At 57.1% G+C, this 22,672-nt stretch carries 25 protein-coding genes; 15 read left to right on the top strand and 10 right to left on the bottom strand.

Annotation, left to right across the window (positions count from 1 at the left end; genetic code table 11):
* Window positions 1–44 precede the first annotated feature (44 nt).
* Entirely contained in the window at window positions 45–2,396 is a 2,352-nt protein-coding gene (locus tag R6T97_RS03220; protein ID WP_410347870.1) for a protein kinase domain-containing protein, read from the bottom strand.
* Between the two features lie 470 nt (window positions 2,397–2,866).
* Between R6T97_RS03220 and R6T97_RS03215 the strand changes: the two genes are divergently transcribed.
* On the top strand, window positions 2,867–3,838 hold the full coding sequence (locus R6T97_RS03215) for a type I glyceraldehyde-3-phosphate dehydrogenase (RefSeq protein WP_410347869.1): 972 nt from the start codon (window positions 2,867–2,869) through the stop codon (window positions 3,836–3,838).
* A 17-nt stretch (window positions 3,839–3,855) separates the two neighbouring features.
* Here the strand turns inward: R6T97_RS03215 and R6T97_RS03210 are convergent, their stop codons facing one another.
* Complete coding sequence (locus tag R6T97_RS03210) at window positions 3,856–4,035, bottom strand: hypothetical protein (RefSeq protein ID WP_410347867.1); 180 nt, start codon at window positions 4,033–4,035, stop codon at window positions 3,856–3,858.
* 128 nt (window positions 4,036–4,163) lie between these two features.
* Here R6T97_RS03210 and R6T97_RS03205 point away from each other — a divergent pair, with 128 nt between their 5' ends.
* From R6T97_RS03205 to R6T97_RS03175, 7 genes are all read left to right on the top strand, one after another.
* A complete protein-coding gene (locus R6T97_RS03205; RefSeq protein ID WP_410347866.1) occupies window positions 4,164–5,090 on the top strand; it encodes an ABC transporter ATP-binding protein in 927 nt (308 codons plus the stop codon).
* A complete protein-coding gene (locus tag R6T97_RS03200; RefSeq protein ID WP_410347865.1) occupies window positions 5,087–5,848 on the top strand; it encodes an ABC transporter permease in 762 nt (253 codons plus the stop codon). Before R6T97_RS03205 ends, R6T97_RS03200 begins: the two co-directional genes overlap by 4 nt.
* Window positions 5,849–5,886: 38 nt before the next feature.
* Complete coding sequence (locus R6T97_RS03195) at window positions 5,887–6,681, top strand: S49 family peptidase (protein WP_410347864.1); 795 nt, start codon at window positions 5,887–5,889, stop codon at window positions 6,679–6,681.
* A 160-nt stretch (window positions 6,682–6,841) separates the two neighbouring features.
* Window positions 6,842–7,618, top strand: a complete 777-nt coding sequence (locus R6T97_RS03190; protein WP_410347863.1) for an SDR family oxidoreductase — start codon at window positions 6,842–6,844, stop codon at window positions 7,616–7,618.
* A gap of 285 nt (window positions 7,619–7,903) precedes the next feature.
* The gene (gene uvrC, locus R6T97_RS03185) at window positions 7,904–9,772 is read left to right on the top strand and encodes an excinuclease ABC subunit UvrC (protein ID WP_410347862.1); all 1,869 of its coding nucleotides are present in this window, start codon (window positions 7,904–7,906) and stop codon (window positions 9,770–9,772) included.
* A 323-nt stretch (window positions 9,773–10,095) separates the two neighbouring features.
* The gene (locus R6T97_RS03180) at window positions 10,096–10,296 is read left to right on the top strand and encodes a hypothetical protein (RefSeq protein WP_410347861.1); all 201 of its coding nucleotides are present in this window, start codon (window positions 10,096–10,098) and stop codon (window positions 10,294–10,296) included.
* A gap of 98 nt (window positions 10,297–10,394) precedes the next feature.
* Window positions 10,395–11,672 carry a DUF2254 domain-containing protein gene (locus R6T97_RS03175; protein WP_410347860.1) on the top strand — a complete coding sequence of 426 codons (1,278 nt, stop codon included), beginning with the start codon at window positions 10,395–10,397 and terminating at the stop codon, window positions 11,670–11,672.
* 171 nt (window positions 11,673–11,843) lie between these two features.
* Here the strand turns inward: R6T97_RS03175 and R6T97_RS03170 are convergent, their stop codons facing one another.
* Genes R6T97_RS03170 through R6T97_RS03155 form a run of 4 tightly spaced genes read right to left on the bottom strand, consistent with a single transcriptional unit; the run spans window position 11,844 to window position 15,669 of the window.
* Window positions 11,844–12,089, bottom strand: a complete 246-nt coding sequence (locus R6T97_RS03170; protein WP_410347859.1) for a MoaD/ThiS family protein — start codon at window positions 12,087–12,089, stop codon at window positions 11,844–11,846.
* Between the two features lie 4 nt (window positions 12,090–12,093).
* Window positions 12,094–14,331, bottom strand: coding sequence for a xanthine dehydrogenase family protein molybdopterin-binding subunit (locus R6T97_RS03165; RefSeq protein ID WP_410347858.1), 2,238 nt, complete (start codon window positions 14,329–14,331; stop codon window positions 12,094–12,096).
* A 1-nt stretch (window position 14,332) separates the two neighbouring features.
* On the bottom strand, window positions 14,333–14,809 hold the full coding sequence (locus R6T97_RS03160) for a (2Fe-2S)-binding protein (RefSeq protein ID WP_410347857.1): 477 nt from the start codon (window positions 14,807–14,809) through the stop codon (window positions 14,333–14,335).
* Window positions 14,806–15,669, bottom strand: a complete 864-nt coding sequence (locus tag R6T97_RS03155) for an FAD binding domain-containing protein (RefSeq protein WP_410347856.1) — start codon at window positions 15,667–15,669, stop codon at window positions 14,806–14,808. Before R6T97_RS03155 ends, R6T97_RS03160 begins: the two co-directional genes overlap by 4 nt.
* A gap of 162 nt (window positions 15,670–15,831) precedes the next feature.
* Between R6T97_RS03155 and pgsA the strand changes: the two genes are divergently transcribed.
* The 3 genes from pgsA to R6T97_RS03140 are packed head-to-tail and all read left to right on the top strand — an operon-like array spanning window position 15,832 to window position 17,182.
* Entirely contained in the window at window positions 15,832–16,500 is a 669-nt protein-coding gene (pgsA, locus tag R6T97_RS03150) for a CDP-diacylglycerol--glycerol-3-phosphate 3-phosphatidyltransferase (RefSeq protein ID WP_410347855.1), read from the top strand.
* Window positions 16,497–16,742 carry a molybdopterin converting factor subunit 1 gene (moaD, locus tag R6T97_RS03145; RefSeq protein WP_410347854.1) on the top strand — a complete coding sequence of 82 codons (246 nt, stop codon included), beginning with the start codon at window positions 16,497–16,499 and terminating at the stop codon, window positions 16,740–16,742. Before pgsA ends, moaD begins: the two co-directional genes overlap by 4 nt.
* The gene (locus R6T97_RS03140) at window positions 16,742–17,182 is read left to right on the top strand and encodes a molybdenum cofactor biosynthesis protein MoaE (protein ID WP_410347853.1); all 441 of its coding nucleotides are present in this window, start codon (window positions 16,742–16,744) and stop codon (window positions 17,180–17,182) included. The genes moaD and R6T97_RS03140 overlap by 1 nt, the downstream gene beginning before the upstream one ends.
* Here the strand turns inward: R6T97_RS03140 and R6T97_RS03135 are convergent.
* A complete protein-coding gene (locus R6T97_RS03135) occupies window positions 17,169–17,771 on the bottom strand; it encodes a DNA-3-methyladenine glycosylase I (RefSeq protein ID WP_410347852.1) in 603 nt (200 codons plus the stop codon). The genes R6T97_RS03140 and R6T97_RS03135 overlap by 14 nt on opposite strands.
* 68 nt (window positions 17,772–17,839) lie before the next feature.
* On the opposite strand from R6T97_RS03135, the gene R6T97_RS03130 reads away from it, so the two are divergent.
* From R6T97_RS03130 to phbB, 3 genes are all read left to right on the top strand, one after another.
* Window positions 17,840–18,646 (top strand): EAL domain-containing protein, encoded by an 807-nt coding sequence (locus tag R6T97_RS03130; protein WP_410347851.1) that lies wholly within the window; start codon window positions 17,840–17,842, stop codon window positions 18,644–18,646.
* Between the two features lie 151 nt (window positions 18,647–18,797).
* Complete coding sequence (locus R6T97_RS03125) at window positions 18,798–19,973, top strand: acetyl-CoA C-acetyltransferase (protein ID WP_410347850.1); 1,176 nt, start codon at window positions 18,798–18,800, stop codon at window positions 19,971–19,973.
* 70 nt (window positions 19,974–20,043) lie between these two features.
* The gene (phbB, locus tag R6T97_RS03120; RefSeq protein WP_410347849.1) at window positions 20,044–20,769 is read left to right on the top strand and encodes an acetoacetyl-CoA reductase; all 726 of its coding nucleotides are present in this window, start codon (window positions 20,044–20,046) and stop codon (window positions 20,767–20,769) included.
* A 138-nt stretch (window positions 20,770–20,907) separates the two neighbouring features.
* Here phbB and R6T97_RS03115 read toward each other — a convergent pair whose 3' ends face one another.
* The 3 genes from R6T97_RS03115 to R6T97_RS03105 all read right to left on the bottom strand — a co-directional run bounded on the left by R6T97_RS03115 (window position 20,908) and on the right by R6T97_RS03105 (window position 22,159).
* A complete protein-coding gene (locus tag R6T97_RS03115; protein ID WP_410347848.1) occupies window positions 20,908–21,075 on the bottom strand; it encodes a YdcH family protein in 168 nt (55 codons plus the stop codon).
* A 117-nt stretch (window positions 21,076–21,192) separates the two neighbouring features.
* Window positions 21,193–21,948 carry a tRNA1(Val) (adenine(37)-N6)-methyltransferase gene (locus R6T97_RS03110; protein ID WP_410347847.1) on the bottom strand — a complete coding sequence of 252 codons (756 nt, stop codon included), beginning with the start codon at window positions 21,946–21,948 and terminating at the stop codon, window positions 21,193–21,195.
* On the bottom strand, window positions 21,941–22,159 hold the full coding sequence (locus tag R6T97_RS03105; RefSeq protein WP_108814091.1) for a DUF2007 domain-containing protein: 219 nt from the start codon (window positions 22,157–22,159) through the stop codon (window positions 21,941–21,943). The genes R6T97_RS03110 and R6T97_RS03105 overlap by 8 nt, the downstream gene beginning before the upstream one ends.
* 55 nt (window positions 22,160–22,214) lie before the next feature.
* On the opposite strand from R6T97_RS03105, the gene R6T97_RS03100 reads away from it, so the two are divergent.
* The coding region (locus R6T97_RS03100; protein ID WP_410347846.1) for a polyprenyl synthetase family protein at window positions 22,215–22,672 on the top strand (458 nt) is incomplete at its 3' end.

Genomic DNA, 22,672 nt, shown 5'->3' with positions numbered 1-22,672 from the left:
TCTTTACATCACAGTACGCGGTGCAACGGTCACCTTATACTATTTTACTCTATCGTGCCCGTTGAGGCGAGCGACGCAACCCACAGGCTGCCGTCGCGTTGTACGGCGAACATGAACTGCTCTGTGCCGCTGTCGAATTCCCGCTCGAAAAGCGTGACCAGCGAGTCGCGCCGATCAATAACTTCGCCTGTCGGGATGTAGGATGTGATAACGTCGCCAACTTTCAGGCCGCCTGTCTGGTCTGCATTGAGTTCGACCACGGATGTGCTCCAGCCTGAACCGGCATAAACGGTCTCGAAGCGCGTACCATCAAGCAAGGTCACGTTCTGTACCACTGGCAGGATCCAGTTGTGCTGGATTGCTTCGCCGGAGGATGGATTCAATGTGCCGAATGCCACAGGAATGGTGGGGGCAACGTCAGATGACCCGGCCTGCTGGCGCAGAACGCCGGGAATATCGGCAATCGCGTCAATTGCGACATCGTTGACACCGGTGATCACAAGACCGGGCTCAACCCATGTCGGAGAGATAGGACCAGCCGAGGCAATGATGTTTGAGCGTGCGCCTGCAGCCGTGAATGGTAGCTGAACAGTCCAGTCAGCCTTGACCTGCGTCGGGGCCAGCTCGTTTCCGGGGGTCACCGCAGAGATTTCCACAACAGGGCCGTTGCCGATTGCTTCGACCGCGTCTGGTGTCGATGGCAGTGCCACCTCGGCGACCTCGGACGTTGCGACAGGGCGATTCGCAGTGACCTCCGGCAACTCAGCACCGGTGGCAGAGGCTTCGCTGACCGGGCGCGGTGTTGCAACTGGCTCAGGAACCGGCTCTGGCTGTGGCACTGCTGCCAGTTCTACGGCTTCGGGGCGTGTGGCCGGTCGCACAGTCGGAGTTGGCACATCAGCGACTACCGGACTTTCAACAATAGCAGGCGCAACAACGGCTTCCTGCTCTGCAATCACAGAAGGTGCATTGGAAATCGCGGGGGTCAGTGTCGTGGCGGGCACTGTCGCCAATTGCTCTGCGGCTGGTGGCGCAGGCGCTTCGACAGCAGGCGCAGTTTCCGCCACAACTGAATCTTGTACAACAGGTCCTGCCGGTGCCGGCGGCGTTGTTTCGATGGCAACAGGCGCTTCTTCGGCTGCCGGTGGTGCCAAGAATGCAGGCAGTTCCACTGTAGGGGCTTCTTGAACAGGCGCAGGGGCTTCAGCGACAACGGGCTCTGTAACGGGCGCAGGGACTTGTGCAACAACGGGAGCGGGAGAGGGTGCTTGTGCAACCGCCTCATTATCGCCACCAGTCATCGTAATGACACCGACGCCGATCAGCAGTGCAACGGCTGCGGCAGAGCCAAGCAGCAAAGGCATGTTCGATTTTTTCTGTCCCGCAGCCATCGTCGCGGTCCCGGCCTTCTTCGCAGTCCCGTCATTGGCAGCAGGTGTGCCGACTTTCAGAGGTGTCACATTGCCCTGCTCGCCCTCCATCATTGCCAACCAGTCTTTTGCGGATTGGACGCGGTCTTTCGGAAGCACGGCCAGCGCTTTGTCCATCGCGGCGAGGAACTCGGGCTCGTACTCGGGGAAACGGCCAGCCAGCGGCACGTAGGGATCGGTCTCACTGGATGCGATGGCGGCTAGCCGTGCTTGCGAATTTGGCGGCACGTCACCGCTTATCAGGTGGTAGAACGATGCACCCAAAGCATAAAGGTCGCTGCTCGGGCTTTGGTCCGAACCGGCGATATAGAATTCCTGGGGGGAATATCCGTCCTTGACGACGCGCAGCGCTGACAACACGCGGCTTTGCTTGGTGGCTTCTTCACGGGCGGCCCCGAAATCGATCAGAACGGGATGAAAATCCTTGTTGATCAGAATGTTGTCCGGCGAAATATCGCGGTGCAGAATTCCCTGGTCGTGAATGAAGCCCACAGCGCCCAGGACTTCTTTGAGGATCAATTTGATCTGTGTCGGGTTCAGGCCATGGTTCGGGTCTTCGATTGTATCGAGAAGATCGCGGCCGGTCACGAAGTCCAGAGCCATATAAGCGGTCTCGTTATCTTCAAAGACCTGATGGACACCGACAATATTCGGGTGGTTCAGTTTGGCGAGGCTCCGTGCCTCTTGGACAAACAAGCGAACGATGGACTTCAGCTCGTTCTGGTGCGCACGCGAACGGGCCTGCACCACGTACCGGCTGCGACGGCAGAAAGCGCCGGGGAAACACTCTTTGATGACAACCTTGCGGTCGAGGCAGTCGCGGGCAAGATACGTGATGCCGAAACCACCGGCATTCAGAAAGCTTTCGATCGTGTACTGGCCGTGCATCAGCTTGGTGCCCGGCTTCAGCTCATCAACAAAGCTGTCCTTCTCGTCTGTATTCTCTATCGCTTGTGGCTTAGCCATCTGTCTACCCAGCTTTCAAAAATCACTCATCAATCGGTCCTCCGACCTCGCGCTTTTTTGGTCTCATTCAAATTAGGCCAAAAAGTGACGCTAACTTGTTGTTTAGGGGTTCTTAATCTACCTGATCGTCGCGCATTAGGTGCGTTATTCGAAACAGTGGCCGGCAAGAATTTGCCGATAACCCTTAATTTTAACTGAAAACACATGGATTTGTGTTCGCCCTGTGTCGGTAAGGTAAAAGAGGTGAATTTATTGGGAAAACGCCAACAAATCGCGGCAGCGCACAATTTTTCTGCAATCTGGCATCGATTCTATGCGCTGACGGATCCGATTCTCTTTGGGGATAGGCTGTAAAACTGTCCGATTCTCTGAAAACAGTCTGAATGAGGGCAAAATTCGAAACGTGAAATCCGGCTTGTCGCTGCGACCGCAATAGTGCAGCGTCCCGCGCAAGATGGAGGGGTGCCGGAATGGTTCGCGTATTTGTCAATGGTTTCGGGAGGATCGGCCGAACGATGCTGCGGGCGCATCTATCCGGCACATGGCCAGAGATCGAAATCGTCGGGATAAACGATATTGCCGACCCCGCGCTTTGCGCACACCTTTTCGCCTACGACAGTGTCTTCGGTCCCTACAAGGGGGACGTCAGGCTGGAACATGATGCGCTCGTCGTTGATGGCAGGCCCATTCCCATTTGGCAGATGGACGACATTTCGGCGCTTGATCTGGGTGATGTCGACGTGCTTTTGGAATGTACCGGCAAAGCCAACGGGCGTGATGTCGCGCAGCGCGGTTTGCAGGCGGGCGCGCGGCGGGTACTGATCTCGGGTCCATCTGACGCCGCAGACCTGACACTTGTTTTGGGCGCGAACGAGGCATTGCTGAAAGATCAGCCAATCGTCTCGAACGCATCTTGCACGACCAACGCACTGGCGCCTTTAGTGAAGCTGATTGATGACACATGGGGGCTGGAAACCGGCTGGATGACGACGATCCATTGCTACACCGGCAGCCAGCCCAGCATTGATGCGCCACGGGGCGACATGATGCGCAGCCGTGCCGCCGCACTGTCGATGGTGCCGACGACAACATCTGCGCAACGGCTCTTGGATCACGTGCTGCCGGACATCGCCGGTCGGATCGAAGCTGCTGCCGTGCGTGTTCCTGTTGCGTCGGTGTCGGCAATTGATCTGACCGTTGCGCTGAAGACGCCTGTCTCTCTCGCAGAGGTACACGCTGTCCTGCATGCCCAATCCGGAATTATCGGCTGGACCGACAAACCTCTGGTTTCAACCGATCTACGGGCGCGCCCCGAAAGCCTGATCGTGTCACTCCCCGAAACGCGTGTCACCCAAGGCGGGTTGGTGCGGCTATTCGGCTGGTATGATAATGAGTGGGGGTTTTCTTGCCGGATGCTGGATGTGGCGCGCTTGATGGGGTGACTAACTTCACGTCAATGTCACGCGCCTCCTCCATTTTTTGCCAAGACTGCATGACGCTTGTGGGAAACAAGAACATATCCGAGCTTCAAGAGCAGAACATTTGCTATCGACGAGTTGGCATGTCCCACCGTGCATAAAGCAATATTTGAAGTGCCGTGACGGTCGATCATATCCGCAAGTCCGGTCTGCAGCGCCATTCGGGGCGCAACATCCTTCACCGATACTGGCCAGACTGCGCATGTAAATCCGTTCTTCAACGGCGTCACGCCTTTCCCTTCCTTGCCGGTCGCACTAGATTGTCCATACCACAACCAAAGGCCATCCCATGTCCGCGATCGTATCTGTCCGAAACCTGCGTAAGGCTTACGCAGGGGGCTTTGAGGCCCTTAAATCCGTGAACCTCGATATCGAAGAGGGAGAAATCCTTGCCCTGCTTGGCCCCAATGGTGCGGGCAAAACCACGCTGATCTCGACCATCTGCGGTATCACTGTTCCTACATCGGGCACTGTCACGGTCGGCGGCCATGATACGCAGACAGCCTTTCGGGCCGCGCGCAACCTGATCGGCCTCGTGCCGCAAGAAATCAATCTGGAGCCCTTCGAGACTGTGACAAATACCGTGCGTTTTTCGCGCGGTCTTTTCGGCAAGCCGCGCAACGATGCCTATATCGAAGACGTGCTCAGGCAGTTGTCCCTGCACGACAAGAAGGACAACAAGATCATGACGCTTTCGGGCGGCATGAAGCGGCGCGTGCTGATCGCCAAGGCACTCAGCCACGAACCGCGCGTTTTGTTTCTGGACGAACCCTCCGCTGGCGTTGACGTGGAACTGCGCAAGGATATGTGGGAGGTTGTCGCGGGGCTCAAGGCCTCTGGTGTGACGATTATTCTGACCACCCACTACATCGAAGAGGCAGAGGCCATTGCAGACCGCGTGGCCGTCATCAACAAGGGCGAAATCCTGCTGATCGAGGATAAGGCGGATCTGATGGCGCAGATGGGGCGAAAACAGCTCAAGATCGAATTGGCCGAGGCCACTGACACGATCCCCGATTTGCTGGCCCGCTATGATCTGGCGCGTGCGGATGATGGGCTGACGCTGACCTACAGCTATGACACTAGGCGCGAGCGCACTGGGATCACGACGCTTCTCAACGACCTGCAAAAGGCCGGTCTGCATATGAAAGACCTTCAAACCCAGCAAAGCAGCCTTGAGGACATCTTTGTCGGCCTCGTAAAGGAAACAGCATGAACCTGAGCGCCATCTGGACAATCTATATCTTTGAAATGCGGCGGTTCTTCAGAACCATCACGCAAAGCCTTGTATCGCCGGTCCTGTCGACGTCACTTTACTTTGTGGTCTTCGGCGCCGCGATCGGCAGCCGCATCCAAGAGGTCGAAGGCGTCAGCTATGCCGCATTCATCGTTCCCGGTCTGATCATGCTGTCGGTCATGACACAGGCCACGACGAACGCCAGTTTCGGCATCTACTTTCCGAAATTCATCGGGACGATCTATGAGTTGCTCTCCGCCCCGATCAGCTTTCTCGAAGTTGTAGCAGGCTATGTCGGTGCCGCTGCAACCAAGGCGCTATTCATCGGGATCATCATCCTGATCACGGCATTCTTTTTCGTCGATATCCAGATCGCGCACCCTTTTGCGATGATGGCATTTCTGGTGCTGACCTGTGTCAGCTTCGCGTTGCTGGGGTTCATTATCGGGATTTGGGCGGACAACTTTGAAAAGCTGCAACTGATCCCGCTTCTGGTTATCACGCCGCTGGTTTTTCTTGGTGGGTCTTTCTACTCGATCACCATGTTACCACCGGTCTGGCAGACGATCACGCTTTTCAATCCGGTGGTCTATCTGATTAGTGGTTTCCGCTGGTCGTTCTTTGGTGAAGCGGACGTGGCCATTGGCGTATCTCTTCTGGCGATCGCGCTTTTCACGGGTATCTGCCTTGCGATCATCTGGTGGATTTTCCGTACCGGTTGGCGGATCAGGCAATAACCCTTGTGAACCCAACCCAATGGCCTAAGTAACTGAGCATGAAAAAATATATTCCATTCATCAAATCAAAGCCTTTCGTCGCCGTGATCCGGCTGCAAGGGGCGATTGTCAATTCGGGTCGCGGCCTGGATAATCCAAGCCTTGCCCCTGTCATCGAAAAGGCCTTCAGCAAAGGCAAACCTGCTGCTGTCGCGCTGGAAATCAACTGCCCGGGTGGATCGCCGGTGCAGTCGTCGCTGATTGCGTCACGTATCCGGCGGCTTGCAGACGAAAAGAAAATTCCCGTCTTTGCCTTCGTCGAAGACGTCGCCGCCTCTGGTGGGTATTGGCTTGCTTGTGCCGCCGACGAGATTTTCATCGATAGCTGTTCCATCACCGGATCAATCGGTGTGATCAGCGCGGGCTTTGGCGCGCATGACGCGATCGAAAAACTTGGCGTGCAGCGTCGTGTGCATACCGCGGGTAAATCTAAGTCTTTGCTGGACCCTTTTCAGCCGGAAAAACCCGCTGATGTAAAAAAACTGAAAGGCTGGCTTGAGGATCTACACGTAACCTTCATCGACCATGTAAAATCGCGGCGGGGACCGAAGCTGTCCGATACCCCTGATCTTTTCACCGGCGAGGTCTACATCGGTCAGAAAGGCATTGATGCAGGCTTGGCCGATGGCATTGGCCATCTTGCTCCGGTGATGAAAGAACGCTTTGGCGACAAGGTGCAGTTCCGCCGCTACGGCCCCAAAAGACCCTTGCTGGCGCGCTTTGGTGCGCAGATCGTCGGAGATGCCGTTGCCGGGATCGAAGAACGCGCCGCATTCGCGAGGTTCGGCCTTTGATCATCAAAGCGATCTTCGGCTTTCTGGCCTTCATGCTGGTACTGGCCATTTTTGGAAAATGGCGGTTTCCGGGGCAGCAAAAGCTTGCCGATGCCAAATGTCCTAAATGCCTGCGCTACCGGATCGGCAAAGGCCCGTGCCAATGCGAAAAAACCCGCAAATGAGGGCGCTTGTCACAGGTGCGGGCGCACGTCTGGGGCAGGCGATGGCGCTTTATCTGGGGCAGCGCGGCTATGATGTGGCCGTGCACTATGCCGTTTCAGAGGCAGGCGCACAGGATACCGTGGCCCAACTCGCGCGGCTTGGGCGTTGCGGGGTCACTTTGCAGGCTGACCTGCTGGACGAAGGCGCAACGCAGGCACTGGTCGGTCGGGCGACAGACGCGCTGGGTGGACCGCTGACCTGTCTGGTGAACAACGCCTCAATCTTTGAGTACGACAACATTGCATCCGGCACGCGCCTAAGCTGGGACCGGCATATGGAATCCAACCTGCGCGCGCCCTTCGTGCTGACACAGAATTTTGCGGCGCAGGTGCCAGATCCGGACATGGATGATCACGGCGAACCTGTCGCCAAAGGGCTTGTCATCAACATGCTGGATCAGCGCATCCACAAGCTCACGCCCGAGTTCATGAGCTATACCATCGCCAAGATGGGCCTTTGGGCGATGACACGGACGACGGCGCAGGCCTTGGCACCAAGAGTGCGTGTCAACGGCGTCGGACCGGGGCCAACCTTGCAGGGCCACAGGCAAAGCAAGGATCACTTCGAAAGGCAGCGGGCAGCCACTGTTTTGAAACGCGGCGCGAACCTTTCGGACATCACCGCAGCCTTGGGATATTTCCTTGATGCACCCGCTGTCACAGGTCAGATGATCGCCGTTGACGGGGGCCAGCACCTCGCATGGGAGACCCCAGACGTGCTTGGTGTAGAGTAGCACTTAGGGAGAGTTGTGCACCATGGCTGACGGGCGTTCACGAAACTGTCACAAATGGCCTATTTTTCAAAGCGTTAAGGCGTTGGTAATAAAAATTCCCATTGTTTTCAATGTGTTGGAAAAAAGCCTATTTTTTAAGCAAATAGGCGAAGCCTGCTAAATACAACAGAAAATTCCACGCCGCAGTGATTAACCCACGGAGTTATCCACAGAAACCGTGGATGCCTTTTCTCTTGTCCTTGCTGCGTTACCATTGCAGCCAAACGAGAATCACAGATCGCCAAGATGACACAACAGCCGACACAGCCAGCCAAGACCGGATATGACGTGATCCACGGGTATTTGCGTACCTTGGACAGTTCGCCGGGCGTCTACCGCATGCTTGATGCGGATAGCCGCGTTCTGTATGTTGGCAAGGCACGCAACCTCAGGGCGCGAGTGTCCAACTATGCACGTCCGGGCCAGCACTCGCCACGTATTACGCGTATGATCCGCGAAACCGCGTCGATGATGTTCCTGACCACGCGCACCGAAACCGAAGCGCTGCTGCTCGAACAGAACCTCATAAAACAGTTGAAACCGCGTTATAATGTGCTGCTGCGCGACGACAAATCTTTCCCCAATATTCTGGTCACCAAGGACCACGCCTTCCCGATGATCAAAAAGCATCGGGGTGCGAAGAACCAGAAGGGCAATTACTATGGCCCCTTCGCAGGTGCCGGTGCTGTGAACCGGACGCTCAATCAACTGCAGCGGGTATTTTTGCTGCGCAACTGTTCGGACAGCGATTTTGAAACGCGAACGCGACCTTGCCTGCAATATCAGATCAAACGCTGCTCTGGCCCGTGTTGCGGGCTGATTTCTGAAGAAGATTACGCCGGATCAGTCCGCGATGCCGAGAAATTTCTCCAAGGTCGCACCAAGGGCATTCAGGAAGCGCTGGCCAAACAGATGCAGGACGCAAGCGAAGCGATGCAATTCGAGCGTGCCGCTGCCCTGCGCGACCGGATCAAGGCGCTGACACAAGTGCAATCGGCCCAAGGCATCAATCCGCAAAACACAGCCGAGGCCGATGTGATCGCCCTGCACCGTGACGGTGGGCAGGCCTGCGTGCAGGTGTTCTTCATCCGTGCCAACCAGAATTGGGGCAACCACGATTATTACCCCCGCGTCAGCGGTGAAGAAGACCCATCCGAGGTGATGGAGGCTTTTGTCGGCCAGTTCTATGCCAACCGCGAACCGCCCCGCATGTTGGTCCTTTCGCATGGGCTTGATAACGATGATCTGATGGCTGACGCGCTGGCAGAGAAAGCCGGACGCAAGGTCGAACTCATTGTCCCGCAACGCGGTGAAAAGGCCGAGCTGGTGCAAAACGCTCTGCGCAATGCCCGCGAAAGCCTCGCGCGCAAGATGTCCGAAACTGCCACTCAAGCCCGCCTGCTGAAAGGCGTGGCCGAGGCGTTCGATTTGGACAAGGTCCCGCAACGGATCGAAGTCTATGACAACTCGCACATACAGGGCGCACATGCGGTCGGCGCGATGATCGTGGCCGGACCGGATGGTTTCGACAAGAACCAGTACCGCAAGTTCAACATCAAGGATGCTAGCCTGACGCCGGGCGATGACTTTGGCATGATGAAAGAGGTGCTGACCCGCCGCTTCCAACGCCTGCTGAAGGAAGATCCCGAAAGAACACAAGGCACGTGGCCTGATCTGCTGTTGATCGACGGCGGGCAGGGGCAGGTCAGCGCTGTGCGCGGGATCATGGAAGACCTCGGCGTTGGCGACATTCCGATGGTTGGCGTGGCCAAAGGCGAAGACCGCGACGCGGGCAAAGAAGAATTCCACCGCACCGGCAAACCCGTCATGGCGCTACGGCACAACGATCCCGTCCTGTACTTCATCCAGCGGATGCGCGATGAGGTGCACCGCTTTGCCATCGGCACCCACCGCGCCAAACGCTCTAAGGCGATCGGTGCGACCCCGCTTGACGACGTCCCCGGCGTGGGCGCCACCCGCAAACGCGCACTGCTGGCGCATTTCGGCTCTGCCAAGGCAGTCGCGCGCGCGAATTTCACGGATCTGAAAGCGGTCGACGGCGTATCAGCGAAACTTGCGCAGACGGTTTATGATTACTTCCATGAGAATGGGTAGGTCTGGCATGGTGCCGGCGTTTTTGCCGGACAGGACAATCCGCGCGGACAAAGCCGCATTCCGGGACCATTTGCGCAAATAGATGCGCAACATCACAGCCTTTGTTGCACGCCGCGCATTGATCCACGTTAATTCGGCGGAAAATCAGCTGTGCTAACTTCAGCGATATGATGGCCATTGACAATTCTCCAAGCGGATAGGCATGTAATGAATCGGATCATATATATCGTTGGACTTGTGGTTGTCGTCTTGGTCATCCTGAGCTTTTTAGGTTTACGCTGAAGGCGGAAATTGTCGTAACTGAACAATTGGAGGCAAAGCGAGTGACCCGTGAGAAAACCCCGAAGCACGACAAATCAGACGACGCACTTGGTGCCAAAGGCTCGATCTCCAAGGCAGGGCGCTCAGGCGGGCGTTTGCCGCGTGACATCGGCACCCAAGATGAGTTGAAGCGCGCCAAAGAACGGCCTGCAGGCAAGACCCGTGTCACCGGATCCGACAAAGAGGACGGGCAGTCGGAGTGACCGCGAAACCCTGTGCAACGCGTTCGAAGAAACAACTTTATGCGCGAAACGAAGTGAAATGAGCGCATGACAGTATCTTGGCCGAGGTGCGAAGAATAATGCGCGGTCCTTTCAAGTTCATTTCGAGGATCTGGAGCCACCTACAAAGCAGTTTTTGGTTTTTGCCGTCGGTGATGGCAATTTCTGCCATGGCTACGGCCCTGCTGCTCATCCTGCTAGACACTCTTGAGGGGTCGCAATCCGGATGGATCAGCGAAAGGACCGACGCACTCGGCCCGGAAAGTGCTCGCGCGATCCTGTCGGCCATCGCGGGGTCGATGATCACGGTCGCTGGCGTCACATTCTCGATGACAATGCTGACCCTCCAACTGGCGTCTTCGCAGTTCGGCCCACGCATGCTGCGTAATTTTATGCGCGATCATGGCAATCAGATCGTACTGGGCACGTTCCTGTCTACCTTCGTCTACTGCTTGTTTGTTCTTGCATCCGTTCGTGGAACCGAAGGGGAAAGTTTTGTTCCGGTGATTGCCGTGACCTTCGGCATGATCCTTGCCGTCGCAAGCCTTGCCACGCTGATTTACTTCATACACCACATTGCCACCTCGATCCGGATCGAGACCATTCTGGCCAAGCTTGCAGTCGAGGCCCGAAAGACGGTCGAGCGGACACTTCCGGAACAGGCAGAAAAGCCTGCGCCTTTGCCCGAAAAAACGACCCAAGAGGCACTGCCGCCAGATTTTGCCGACAACAGCCGGTCTGTGGGTGCATCAGACAGTGGCTACATTCAATCAATTGCTTTGGATACGCTTTTGCAGGTCGCTTGCGAACATGATCTTGTTGTGCGGGTCGAGGCCCCGATCGGCAGTTTCATACCATGCGCGGGTTCGCTAGTTACCGCATTTCCCCATGACCGGGTTTCGGATGCTGTTGCTGACGAGCTTGCCAATGCGTTTTCATTGGGCCCGGAACGCACGCCTGACTATGATATCGAGTTCTCGCTCAGGCGGATTGTAGAGATTGCGCAACGTGCCTTGTCGCCGGGGATGAATGACCCGACAACGGCGATTTATTGTCTGGACAGGCTGGGAGAGGTGCTTGGGATTTTGGCTGATCGTCACATGTCAACCGGACGGATCATGGATGAGGAAATGGAACTGCGGGTTGTCATCGAGCCTGTCAGTTTTGCCGACCTCGCATGTTCGGCCTTTGCAGCCGTTTCCCGCTATGGCATCAGTGACGACGATCTTGTAGCACGACTTCTGAATGTAATGGAGCGATGCAGCCGCGATGCACCTGTGCAGGATCGCGAGAAGATCATGCGCCTTCATGACACGATCAGTCTCAAGAGCATCGGCCTTGCCATTGAACACGCATAGTCTGCCGCACAGTCAGTCAAAACGTGACCGCAGATGGGCCAGCGGCCAAATTTCTCCTTCGGTACAGAGGCTATTCGGGTGGGGCGCGCATCGTGACTGAACCTGTTGTTGCACGTTCGGCGAAAGCCCGTTCTGGCAGTTCACCCGGCCGCTTGAAATGGCGGTCAAACCCTAGCCGCCCACCATATAGGGCATCAGAATGATCTCGTTCTCGGGGCCGATTTTCGTGAACCACGCTTCACGGTAAATTACCCCGTCCAACGCCAATGACACGCCCCGTTTGATCTGTGGCTTCAGCCCCGGATACTTGATCGCCAGTTGGTCCAGCAATTCCTTGAAATTGCTGGCCTCGACTTCCACCCATTCTTCGCCATCGGCCAATGCGCGCAGCGATCCCCACAGTTTGACACGGACCATGCGGTTAGCCCATGATCGCCTTCAGCAGGCGCGGCGGCGACATGGGCAGTTCTGTCATTCGCACGCCCGCAGCCCGCGACACCGCATTCGCGATGGCGGCCAATGGCGGTACAATCGGCGTTTCACCCACACCGCGCACACCATAGGGGTGGCCGGGGTTAGGAATTTCAAGGATTACGGTTTCGATCTCTGGCAGGTCAGATGCCACAGGAATACGGTAATCCAGAAAGCCCGTGTTCTGCAAACGCCCGTCTTCGCCGTAGATATATTCTTCGTTCAGCGCCCAGCCGATGCCTTGGACCGCCCCGCCCTGCATCTGCCCTTCAACGTAGTCGGGATGCACCGCCTTACCTGCGTCTTGAAAAACCGTGTAGCGGATGATTTTCACCGCACCTGTTTCGGGATCCACTTCGGTATCGCACAGATGCACGCCAAAGCTGACGCCAGCCCCGTCTGCGTTTACCTCGTGGTGGCCCGCAATCGGCCCGCCGGTATTGCTGGCAATGGCGGCAATCTCGGCCAGTGACATGGGCGGATGTTCTCCGGCATTCGGCCCTGCCGGTTTGGCATAGCCGTCTTCCCACAACACCGCCTCTTCATCGATATCCCAGATTTTCGCGACACGGCGGCACATCTCTTTGATCGCCGCACGTGCTGCCTCGATCGTGGCAAGACCCACTGCAAAGGTCACGCGGCTGCCGTCGGTGATATCGTTGAAGCCCAGCGATGAGGTGTCGGCGATCACTGTGCGTACCTTGTCGTAAGGCACACCCAGTTCTTCCGCCGCCATCATCGAGATGGAAGCGCGCGACCCGCCGATATCAGGGTTGCCTTCGACGACACCCACGGTGCCATCGTCGTTGATGTTCAGCGACACGCAGGTATTGCCGCCAAAGTTGAACCAGAAGCCGCAGGATAGACCCCGCCCTTGATTGGGCCCAAGAGGGGCTGTGTAATGGGGGTGCGCCTTGGCCGCTTCCAGCGTCGCAACAAGTCCGATTTCGTTGAAGGTCGGACCGTAGGACGACAACGTGCCTTTGCGCGCGGCGTTTAGCAGACGCACGTCAAGCGGATCAAGGCCCAGTTTCTGACATAGTTCATCAACCACGCTTTCAACGGCGTAAATCGCGGTGGGCGCACCGGGCGCGCGATAGGGGATTTCCTTGGGCCGGTTCGTCATGGCGTTCCAGCCGACGGTTTCCACAGCCTCAAGGTCATAGGCCGCAAAGGCCGCCTGTGCCCCCATATCGACGGTTTCATTCGGATAGGCTCCGCCGGAATAGCGCAACTCACCACGTCCGGCGGTGATGCGGCCATCCTTGGTCATGCCGATCTTGATATCCATCGAGGATGAAATCGTCGGGCCGGTGGCGCGCAGCACTTCATCGCGGGTCATGACGATTTTGACGGGCTTGCCCGACTTGCGCGACAGAGCCAACGCGACCGGTTCTATGAATGTGGATGTCTTGCCCCCGAAACCGCCCCCGATCTCTGAAGCGGTGATCCGTAGCTGGCTTTCCTCGACGCCCAGGACCGCCGCGCAATTCGCACGCACCATGTATTGGCCTTGGGTGCAGCACCACACCTCGCCACGGCCGTCGCTGCCAAGGCTCGCCATGCAGGCCTGCGGTTCGATATAGCCCTGATGGGTGGCCGCTGTCTTGAAACTGCGTTCGATGATTTTGTCGGCCTTGGCAAAGCCTGCATCCAGATCGCCGTGCCCGAACTGGCAATGGGTGGTGACGTTCTCCGACATGCCCGCCGGCACGTTTTCCAGCGCGCGCCCTTCCTGGACGACGGGGGCGTCGGGTTTCATGGCCGCGTCCACATCGGTGACATGGGGCAGAACCTCGTAATCCACCTTGATCAGCCGGATAGCCTGTTTGGCGATGGATTTACTCGTTGCGGCCACCGCTGCGACGGCATGGCCATCGTAAAGCGCCTTGTCACGTGCAAGGCAGTTGATGGCCACATCTGCAAATGTCTCGTCCTCGGGCATGGCAAGATCGGTGCCGGTGACAACGGCTTTGACACCGGCCAGCTTTTCCGCCTCGGAGGTGTCGATCGACTTGATCCGCGCATGGGCATGAGGGCTGCGCAAAATGCGGCCATGCAACATGCCGGGCGCGGAAATATCGGCACCATAAGCAGCCTTGCCGGTGACCTTGTCGATCCCGTCAGGGCGGGACACGCGGGTGCCGACAACTTTGAAATTGCGCTCGGATTGTGCGTCGAAAGCCATGTTATGCCCCTCTCATTTCAGCCGCAGCGGTCTGGACCGCCTTGATAATCTTGTCATATCCGGTGCAACGGCAAAGATTGCCTGCCAGCCAATAGCGGACTTCGGTGTCCGTTGGATCAGGGTTCTTTTCCAGCAAGGCCTTGGCCGCGACCAGAATGCCCGGCGTGCAGATGCCACATTGCAGGGCGGCCTCTTCGATAAAGACCCGCTGCAACGGGTGCAGGGTTTCACCCTCGGCCATGCCTTCGATGGTTTCGATCTCGGCATTCTGTGCTTCGACGCCCAGCACCAGACAGGAACAGACCAAACGGCCGTTCAGCATGACACTGCATGCTCCGCAGTCACCGGTGCCGCACCCTTCCTTGGCGCCGGTCAGCCCAAGCCGTTCGCGCAACACATCCAGAAGGCTTTCATCGGTATTGCACAGGAATTCGGTGCTATCACCATTGATCGTCGTTTCGACTGGGATCGTTTTCATGTCTGACCTCCGGCGCGGGAATAAGCGATATGGGCGGCGCGTTTCGCAAGCACGCCTGCCGTCTTTGTGCGAAACGCGATCGTGCCGCGTTTGTCGGTGATAGGATGACATGCGGCCTCGACCGCGCCGACGAGTGAAGTGATCGCGGCGTCGTCCAGTTTTGATCCAACCAATGCATCCCCCGCGTCTTTGACCAAAAGCACCGTCGGTGCGACCGCACCCAAGGCGACATGGGCTGACGTCACGACACCATCCGCATCAAGCTCAAGGCTGACAGCCGCAGATGAGACAGCAATGTCCATTTCGGTGCGCGGAATAAACCGCAGATAGGCGTCCGCTGCATGATCTGGACGTGCGGGCAGCAAGATGGAGGTAATGAACTCGCCCTTGGCCAAGGAATTCTTGCCCGGCCCTGTAGGAATATCAACGACCGGCACATCGCGCGTACCGTCCGGCCCTTGCACACGTGCAACGGCACCTGCTGTGACCATGGCAGGCACGGAATCACCAGCCGGAGATCCGGTGCACAGATTGCCTGCCATCGTCGCGCGGCTTTGCACCTGAGACGATCCGATCAGCTCTACCCCTTCAACAACGCCGGGCCAAAGCGCCTTTAGCGCGTCATGCTCGCCCATCTCCGCGCCGGACACGGCTGCACCGACGCGAAATCCGCCATCCTCGGCGATGATCTGGCGCATTCCGGGCAGGTGTTTCATATCGAGCATCAGGTCCGGTTCGACCATTTCGGCCTTGAGTTGCACCAGCACATCCGTGCCACCCGCCAGTATGCGGGTGATCCCTTCCTCATCGCGCAACAGGGTTGCTGCCGCCTCAAAACTATCGGGCTTTACATATCTCATCGGGTATTCCCATGCGTCGGTAGATTGCGCGGATCAAACACGTCCGCTTTGCCTATAGTGTGTCGCGTCTCCCCAAGAGGGTCAAACGCATTCACGTCACGACAGGGCAGAAACTCGCCAATTCTACTGGTATCAGAGGCAGACCCGCGCTACCACATCCGCATGACATTGAACTTGCCAAATATCCTGACCATTCTGCGTCTTGCCGCAGCGCCCGGCGTCGTCGTGATGTTCCTGTATTTTGCGCGTCCGTGGGCGGATTGGTTCGCGCTGGTCCTCTTTGTGGTCGCAGCTTTGACGGATTTTCTGGACGGCTATCTGGCCCGCGCATGGAAACAGGAAAGTAAACTTGGTGCGATGCTGGACCCGATTGCCGACAAGGCGATGGTTATTATAGCACTGGTGGTTATCACCGGATTTTCCGGCATGAACCCTTGGATATTACTGCCAGCGACCGTGATCATCTTCCGTGAGGTCTTTGTTTCGGGTCTGCGTGAATTTCTGGGTGACACTGCGGGTACACTGAAGGTCACCAACCTTGCCAAATGGAAAACCACCGCACAAATGGTCGCGATCTCCATGCTCTTTGCGACGGGCGCGTTCGAGCACTATTTCGGCATGCAATCGCTCGGCATGACAGCCGAGATGGTTGAAGATGCCATTTCAGGACGTGGACCGGATGAATTGGGCCTGTGGTGGAAATATCAGGGTATGGTGATTAGCTGGTGGGGTGGGATTATCATGCTCTGGGCTGCTGCTGGGCTGACCTTGATGACCGGTTGGGACTACTTCATTAAATCCCGCCCATATCTGACGGATACGAAACTATGAATGTTGTTTATTTTGCATGGGTGCGCGAACGGATCGGCCTGCCGCAGGAAACGGTCGAAACGGATGCCGCCACGGTCAAAGACCTGATCGCCGAACTTGGCGCGCGCGAAGAACGCTATGCCGCCGCGTTTGCCGACACTAGCGCGCTGCGGGTGGCATTGGATCAGGAATTATCGGATTTTGACGCTTCTCTTGCTGGAGTCCGCGAGGTAGCGTTCTTTCCACCGATGACTGGTGGTTGATGACAGTCCGCGTGCAGGCAGCCCGGTTTGAAGCAGGCGCAGAGCTGAACAGTTTTGCGCAAGGTCTAACCGATGTCGGCGCCGTGGTCAGCTTTACCGGCGTCGTGCGTGACACCAAAGGCGATCTGCAGGAAATGCTGATCGAGCATTATCCCGGCATGACCGAGAGTGCGATTACGAAGATCACGGATGAAGCCACCGCGCGTTGGGCGCTGGCGGATGTTCTGGTCATCCACCGCTATGGCCCGCTGAAACCGGGCGAGCCTATCATGATCGTCGCGACCGCGTCAGCGCACCGTGCGGCTGCTTTTGAAGCGGCAGATTTTTTGATGGATTACCTCAAATCCCGCGCGCCATTCTGGAAAAAAGAAGTCACAGCGGATGGCGCATCTTGGGTTGCCGCCAAAGACGCCGACGAAGACGCGCTCAAACGCTGGTAGGCCACACCTTGGCCGGATCGCGGGCCAGAGCCGCACAAGGGTCATGGCGCGGACAGGTGGTCAGGTGATTGTTGAACAATCCCGTTGCTTCCATAAAGGCATAGACAATGGTCGGGCCGCAAAACCGGAAACCGGCCTTCTTGAGGTCTTTCGAGATTTGCGCCGACAATGGTGTCTGCGTCGGAATCAGCGTGTGGTCCGCATGGGTGGTCTCTAATGGCACACCATCGATATAATTCCATAGAAACCGGTCAAATCGTTCGCGGGCTTCGATCTCTTGCCACGCGCGGGCATTGCTGATGGTCGCTTCGATCTTGCCGCGATGGCGGATGATCCCTGCATCGCCCAGCAACCGCTGCACATCCTTTTCGGTCCATTCTGCGATGACATCGGGGTCGAACCCTTCAAACGCTCTGCGGAAATTCTCGCGCTTTTTCAGGATCGTGATCCATGACAATCCGGCCTGAAACCCATCCAGAATGAGCTTTTCCCACAACGAACGGCTGTCATACTCCGGCACGCCCCATTCTGTGTCGTGATAATCAATATAGATTTGTTCAGGTCCGGCCCAGCCGCATCGTTCTGTCATTTGCCTGTCCTTAACTGATTGTTAGCGCAGCTTGGTGCATGTTGCGTGCGTCAGTATGGAGCGCAAAGATGCAAAACACCACGCGCGGCCTTGCCCAATCAGAAGAGCAGGAACTGGTCGATCCGTTGGTTTATGCCATGGCCAGCCGCGATGCCGATGTACCCCGTCTTGTGCGCGACGCGCTTGGGCGCGGGCGCGGGCAACTGGTCTTTCAGCCGGTGGTGACTGCTGACGCCGACAGCCATGTCGCGTTTTATGAAGGACTGATCCGGCTATCGGATGAAGAGGGGCGGTTGATCCCTGCCGCGCATTTCATGCCGATGGTTGAAGATACGGATATGGGACGTGAAATTGACTGTCTGTCGCTGGAACTGGCGCTGCATCATCTACGGAAAAATCCAGGTGTGCGTCTTTCGGTTAACCTTTCTGCCCGTTCGATCGGCGACGGAGAATGGCGGCGGACGCTTGATCGTGGCCTGATGGATCGCATCAATTTGGGGGACCGGCTGATTTTCGAGATCAGCGAAACGTCAGCCATGCTGCTGCATGAAAACGTGATCCGCTTCATGAGCGAGATGCAGCCCAAAGGGATCGGCTTTGCATTGGACGGTTTCGGCGCCGGGCTGATCGCGTTCCGGCATCTCAAGTCGTTCTTCTTTGATCTGGTCAAAATCCACAAGAGTTTTGTGCGGGGTATCGACAGTGACCCGGATAATCAGGTTCTGGCCGAGGCGCTGATCCACGTTGCACATCAGTTTGAAATGTTCGCCGTGGCGGATGGGGTCGAAACGGCCGCAGAGGCCGCTTTTCTTCAGGAACTTGGTGTAGACTGCCTTCAGGGGTATCATTTTGGTGTGCCAAGTCTGGAACTGTGACCGCGGTGCGACCCGTGCATCTAGGCTTTGTATTGCTCTGCGTTAACTTTCCGCATAACCCAGCGGGCAGGGCAGAAACGGAGTTTGTCTTGCACCTGATACGTGTAGATGGCACCCTCTTTCCAAGCTAGAAACCTGAAGGGACCTTCATATGACCAATGTCGTTATCGCCTCCGCAGCCCGCACAGCCGTGGGTAGTTTTGGCGGATCATTCGCAAACACACCTGCCCACGATTTGGGGGCTGCCGTCCTCGAGGCCGTTGTTGAACGCGCCGGTATCGATAAATCCGAAGTCAGCGAAACGATCCTCGGTCAGGTTCTGACAGCGGCCCAAGGGCAGAACCCCGCCCGTCAGGCCCATATCAACGCGGGCCTTCCACAGGAATCTGCGGCCTGGGGCATCAATCAGGTTTGCGGATCTGGCCTGCGCGCCGTTGCACTTGGCGCACAGCACATCCAGTTGGGTGACGCGTCCATCGTCGCCGCCGGCGGCCAAGAGAACATGTCGCTCTCCACACATGCCGCTCACCTGCGTACGGGTCAGAAAATGGGCGATATGAAGTATATCGACACCATGATCCGTGATGGTCTTTGGGATGCCTTCAACAACTACCACATGGGTCAGACAGCCGAAAACGTTGCTGAAAAATTCCAGATTACGCGCGACATGCAGGACGAATTCGCAGTCGCGTCGCAGAACAAGGCCGAAGCTGCGCAAAAAGCCGGTCGTTTCGATGATGAAATTGCAGCCTTCACTGTGAAAACACGCAAGGGCGACATCGTGGTCGACAAAGATGAATACATCCGCCACGGCGCAACCATGGAAGCAATGCGGAAACTGCGCCCCGCGTTCACAAAGGATGGTTCGGTTACGGCTGCCAACGCCTCCGGCCTCAATGACGGTGCGGCGGCCACCCTACTGATGTCGGTGGAAGAGGCAGAAAAGCGCGGGATCGAGCCTTTGGCCCGTATCGCGTCTTACGCGACCGCCGGCCTTGACCCATCCATCATGGGTGTCGGCCCGATCTATGCCTCGCAAAAGGCGCTGGACAAAGCGGGTTGGTCCGTTGGCGATCTTGACCTCGTTGAAGCCAACGAAGCCTTCGCCGCACAAGCCTGTGCCGTGAACAAGGAAATGGGTTGGGACCCCGAAATCGTCAACGTGAATGGGGGGGCCATCGCAATCGGTCACCCGATTGGTGCATCCGGATGCCGCGTCCTGAACACGCTTCTGTTCGAGATGAAGCGGCGCGATGCGAAAAAAGGTCTTGCCACATTGTGCATCGGCGGCGGCATGGGTGTTGCCCTGTGTGTTGAGCGCGCCTGATCTGAATCAAGGCGGCGCACCCCTGCGCCGCCTAAGACCCCATTAACGAAATACATTAGGAGGAACGAATATGGGACGTGTCGCACTTGTCACGGGCGGCTCGCGCGGAATTGGCGCAGCTATTTCAACGGCACTGCAGGATATGGGATGCGCTGTCGCTGCCACCTATGCCGGTAACGATGAAAAGGCTGCGGCCTTTACCGCCGAAACAGGAATCAAGACGTACAAATGGGACGTCGGCAACTACGAGGCCTGCAAAGAAGGCATCGCCCAGATCGAGGCGGACCTTGGTCCCGTTGAAATTCTTGTCAATAATGCTGGGATCACCCGCGACGCCCCGTTTCACAAGATGACACCGCAGCAATGGCACGAATGCATCGACACCAACCTGAACGGCGTGTTCAACATGACGCACAACGTTTGGGGCGGGATGCGTGAACGCAAGTTCGGGCGCATCGTCACGATCTCTTCGATCAACGGCCAGAAAGGGCAGTTCGCCCAAGCCAACTATGCCGCCACCAAGGCAGGCGACATCGGCTTTACCAAGTCGCTGGCGCAAGAAGGCGCGCGCGCTGGCATCACGGTGAACATCGTGGCCCCCGGTTATATCAACACCGAGATGATGAGCACGATTCCTGAAAAAGTGATGAACGAAGTTATCCTGCCGCAAATTCCGGTGGGCCGCCTTGGTGAAGCCTCAGAGATTGCGCGGGCTGTTTGCTTCCTTGCCGCCGATGATGCGGGCTTTGTCACCGGTTCCACGATATCCGCAAATGGCGGTCAGTACATGGCCTAAGCCGGATAACACCGGCTAACAACAAGGGCCACGCCGCCGATCCGGTGTGGCCCTATTTCGTTTGGATGCGGTCTGAACAGTCACCACGAGAACCTTAATTCACGTTACAATCAAACCGCACTGCATATCCTAAACTCTTTAGTGCGTGCTCAAACGCGTGATTTCTTCCTTGAGCATCAGCTTTTTCTTCTTCAGTTTCGCAATTTCCATGTCGTCGGACGCAGGGCTACGCTGCATCACTTCGACATGCTCCGAGAGGTGTTGGTGTTTCTTCTTCAGTTCCTGCAAATGCGAACTCAAGCTCATGGTCGTCCTCCTCTGGGTTTGGTGTAAAACGATTGCATCACATCTGGCCTGATCTGTCACGCCGCAGGGCAGCAATTTTACGTGAACTCAGCTTGGCTCAGAAAACTTGCCAAAACGTTAAGGCATGATGGGCAATTCTGCGCCGTTTCGCAAAGCGCGTGCCACATCTGCCCGATAGCTTTCCTGATCGCCTTGATGCGCGTCACCTTCATGCATGATCAGCGGCGGGGCCATGCGAAATGGTGTCTTGCCCTCCTGCCGCGCCTGCAAGAGAAACAATTCCGGCGCACGCCCTTTGCGGCCCGCTATTGGTCTCACGATGAAAGAGCCAAGCCGCCCCTCCAGCGCGTGCAACACCTCGGGCAGCCGTTCCATGCGTTGTATAAGGCTCAGGAAACTGCGCGGCCCCACACGCTTTGATCCAATCTCCAGCCAGTGTGCCAACGGGGTATCGCCACCAAAGGCGATATCCTTGCCGGTATCGTCTGATGCAGTGCCGCTGGACCGATCAAAATAGGGCGGGTTCATGATCACATGATCAAAGCGGCGCTGACGCAGGTCCGCAGGCAAGGCCCGCAGATCGGCAGTGACGACTTCGAAGGATAGGCAGTTTTCTAACCCGTTCCGCTGGGCGAGTGCCGCGTAATCCGCCTGAACCTCAACCCCGGTCACGTGCAGGTCAGGTATCCGCGCAGCAAGACACAGCGACGCCACACCAACCCCACAGCCTAATTCCAGCACTGTCTGGCCCGGTTTGGCGGGTACCGAAGCGGCCAGAACAACCGGATCGACACCGGCTCGGTACCCTATGCGGGGCTGCCAGATCCTGATCTTGCCACCCAGAAAATCGTCATGTGTCAGTGCGTCAATCACGGCCTAGATCAATCTCGCCATCGCGCATCACGGCCTCGGCCATGAACAAATCACGATCCAGCACCATCAGCCGCCGCGGCATAATGCCTATGCTGCCTTCAAGGACGCTCATATTTACGTCGAAGGCGAACCAGTCTATACCCTCGCTGTCCAGCAGGGCAGTTGCAAAGGCAAGGACAGTCGGGTCGTTGGTGCGCAAAAGCTCTTTCATAACCAAGACCTAAGACGCTGCCTTGCAGATGTCTATTCACATGACGGAAACTTGCATGAGCCTTGATCACGCTGCAACCAAGCCACACGATCAACTGGCAGCCGCGCTTGCCGATGATCTGACGACCGTGAATGCACTGATCCGAGACCGGATGGCCTCGGAGCACGCCCCACGTATCCCCGAGGTAACGGCACATCTGGTCGAAGCGGGCGGAAAACGCCTGCGCCCGATGCTGACTTTGGCCGCAGCGCGGATGTGCGGCTATGACGGCCCCTATCACGTGCATCTGGCCGCCACGGTCGAGTTCATTCACACCGCGACTTTGCTTCATGATGATGTAGTTGACGAAAGCAGCCAGCGGCGCGGGCGCCCCACGGCGAATTTGCTCTGGGACAATACATCAAGCGTTCTCGTCGGGGACTATCTGTTCGCGCGGTCGTTTCAGTTGATGGTCGAAACCGGGTCTTTGCGCGTGCTGGATATTCTGGCAAATGCTGCGGCCACCATCGCCGA

The sequence above is a fragment of the Yoonia sp. genome, assembly GCF_046498525.1.
In the GTDB taxonomy this organism is placed as follows: domain Bacteria; phylum Pseudomonadota; class Alphaproteobacteria; order Rhodobacterales; family Rhodobacteraceae; genus Yoonia.
Note: the sequence above shows the minus strand (reverse complement) of the source record. Positions and strands in the feature narration are given on the sequence as shown.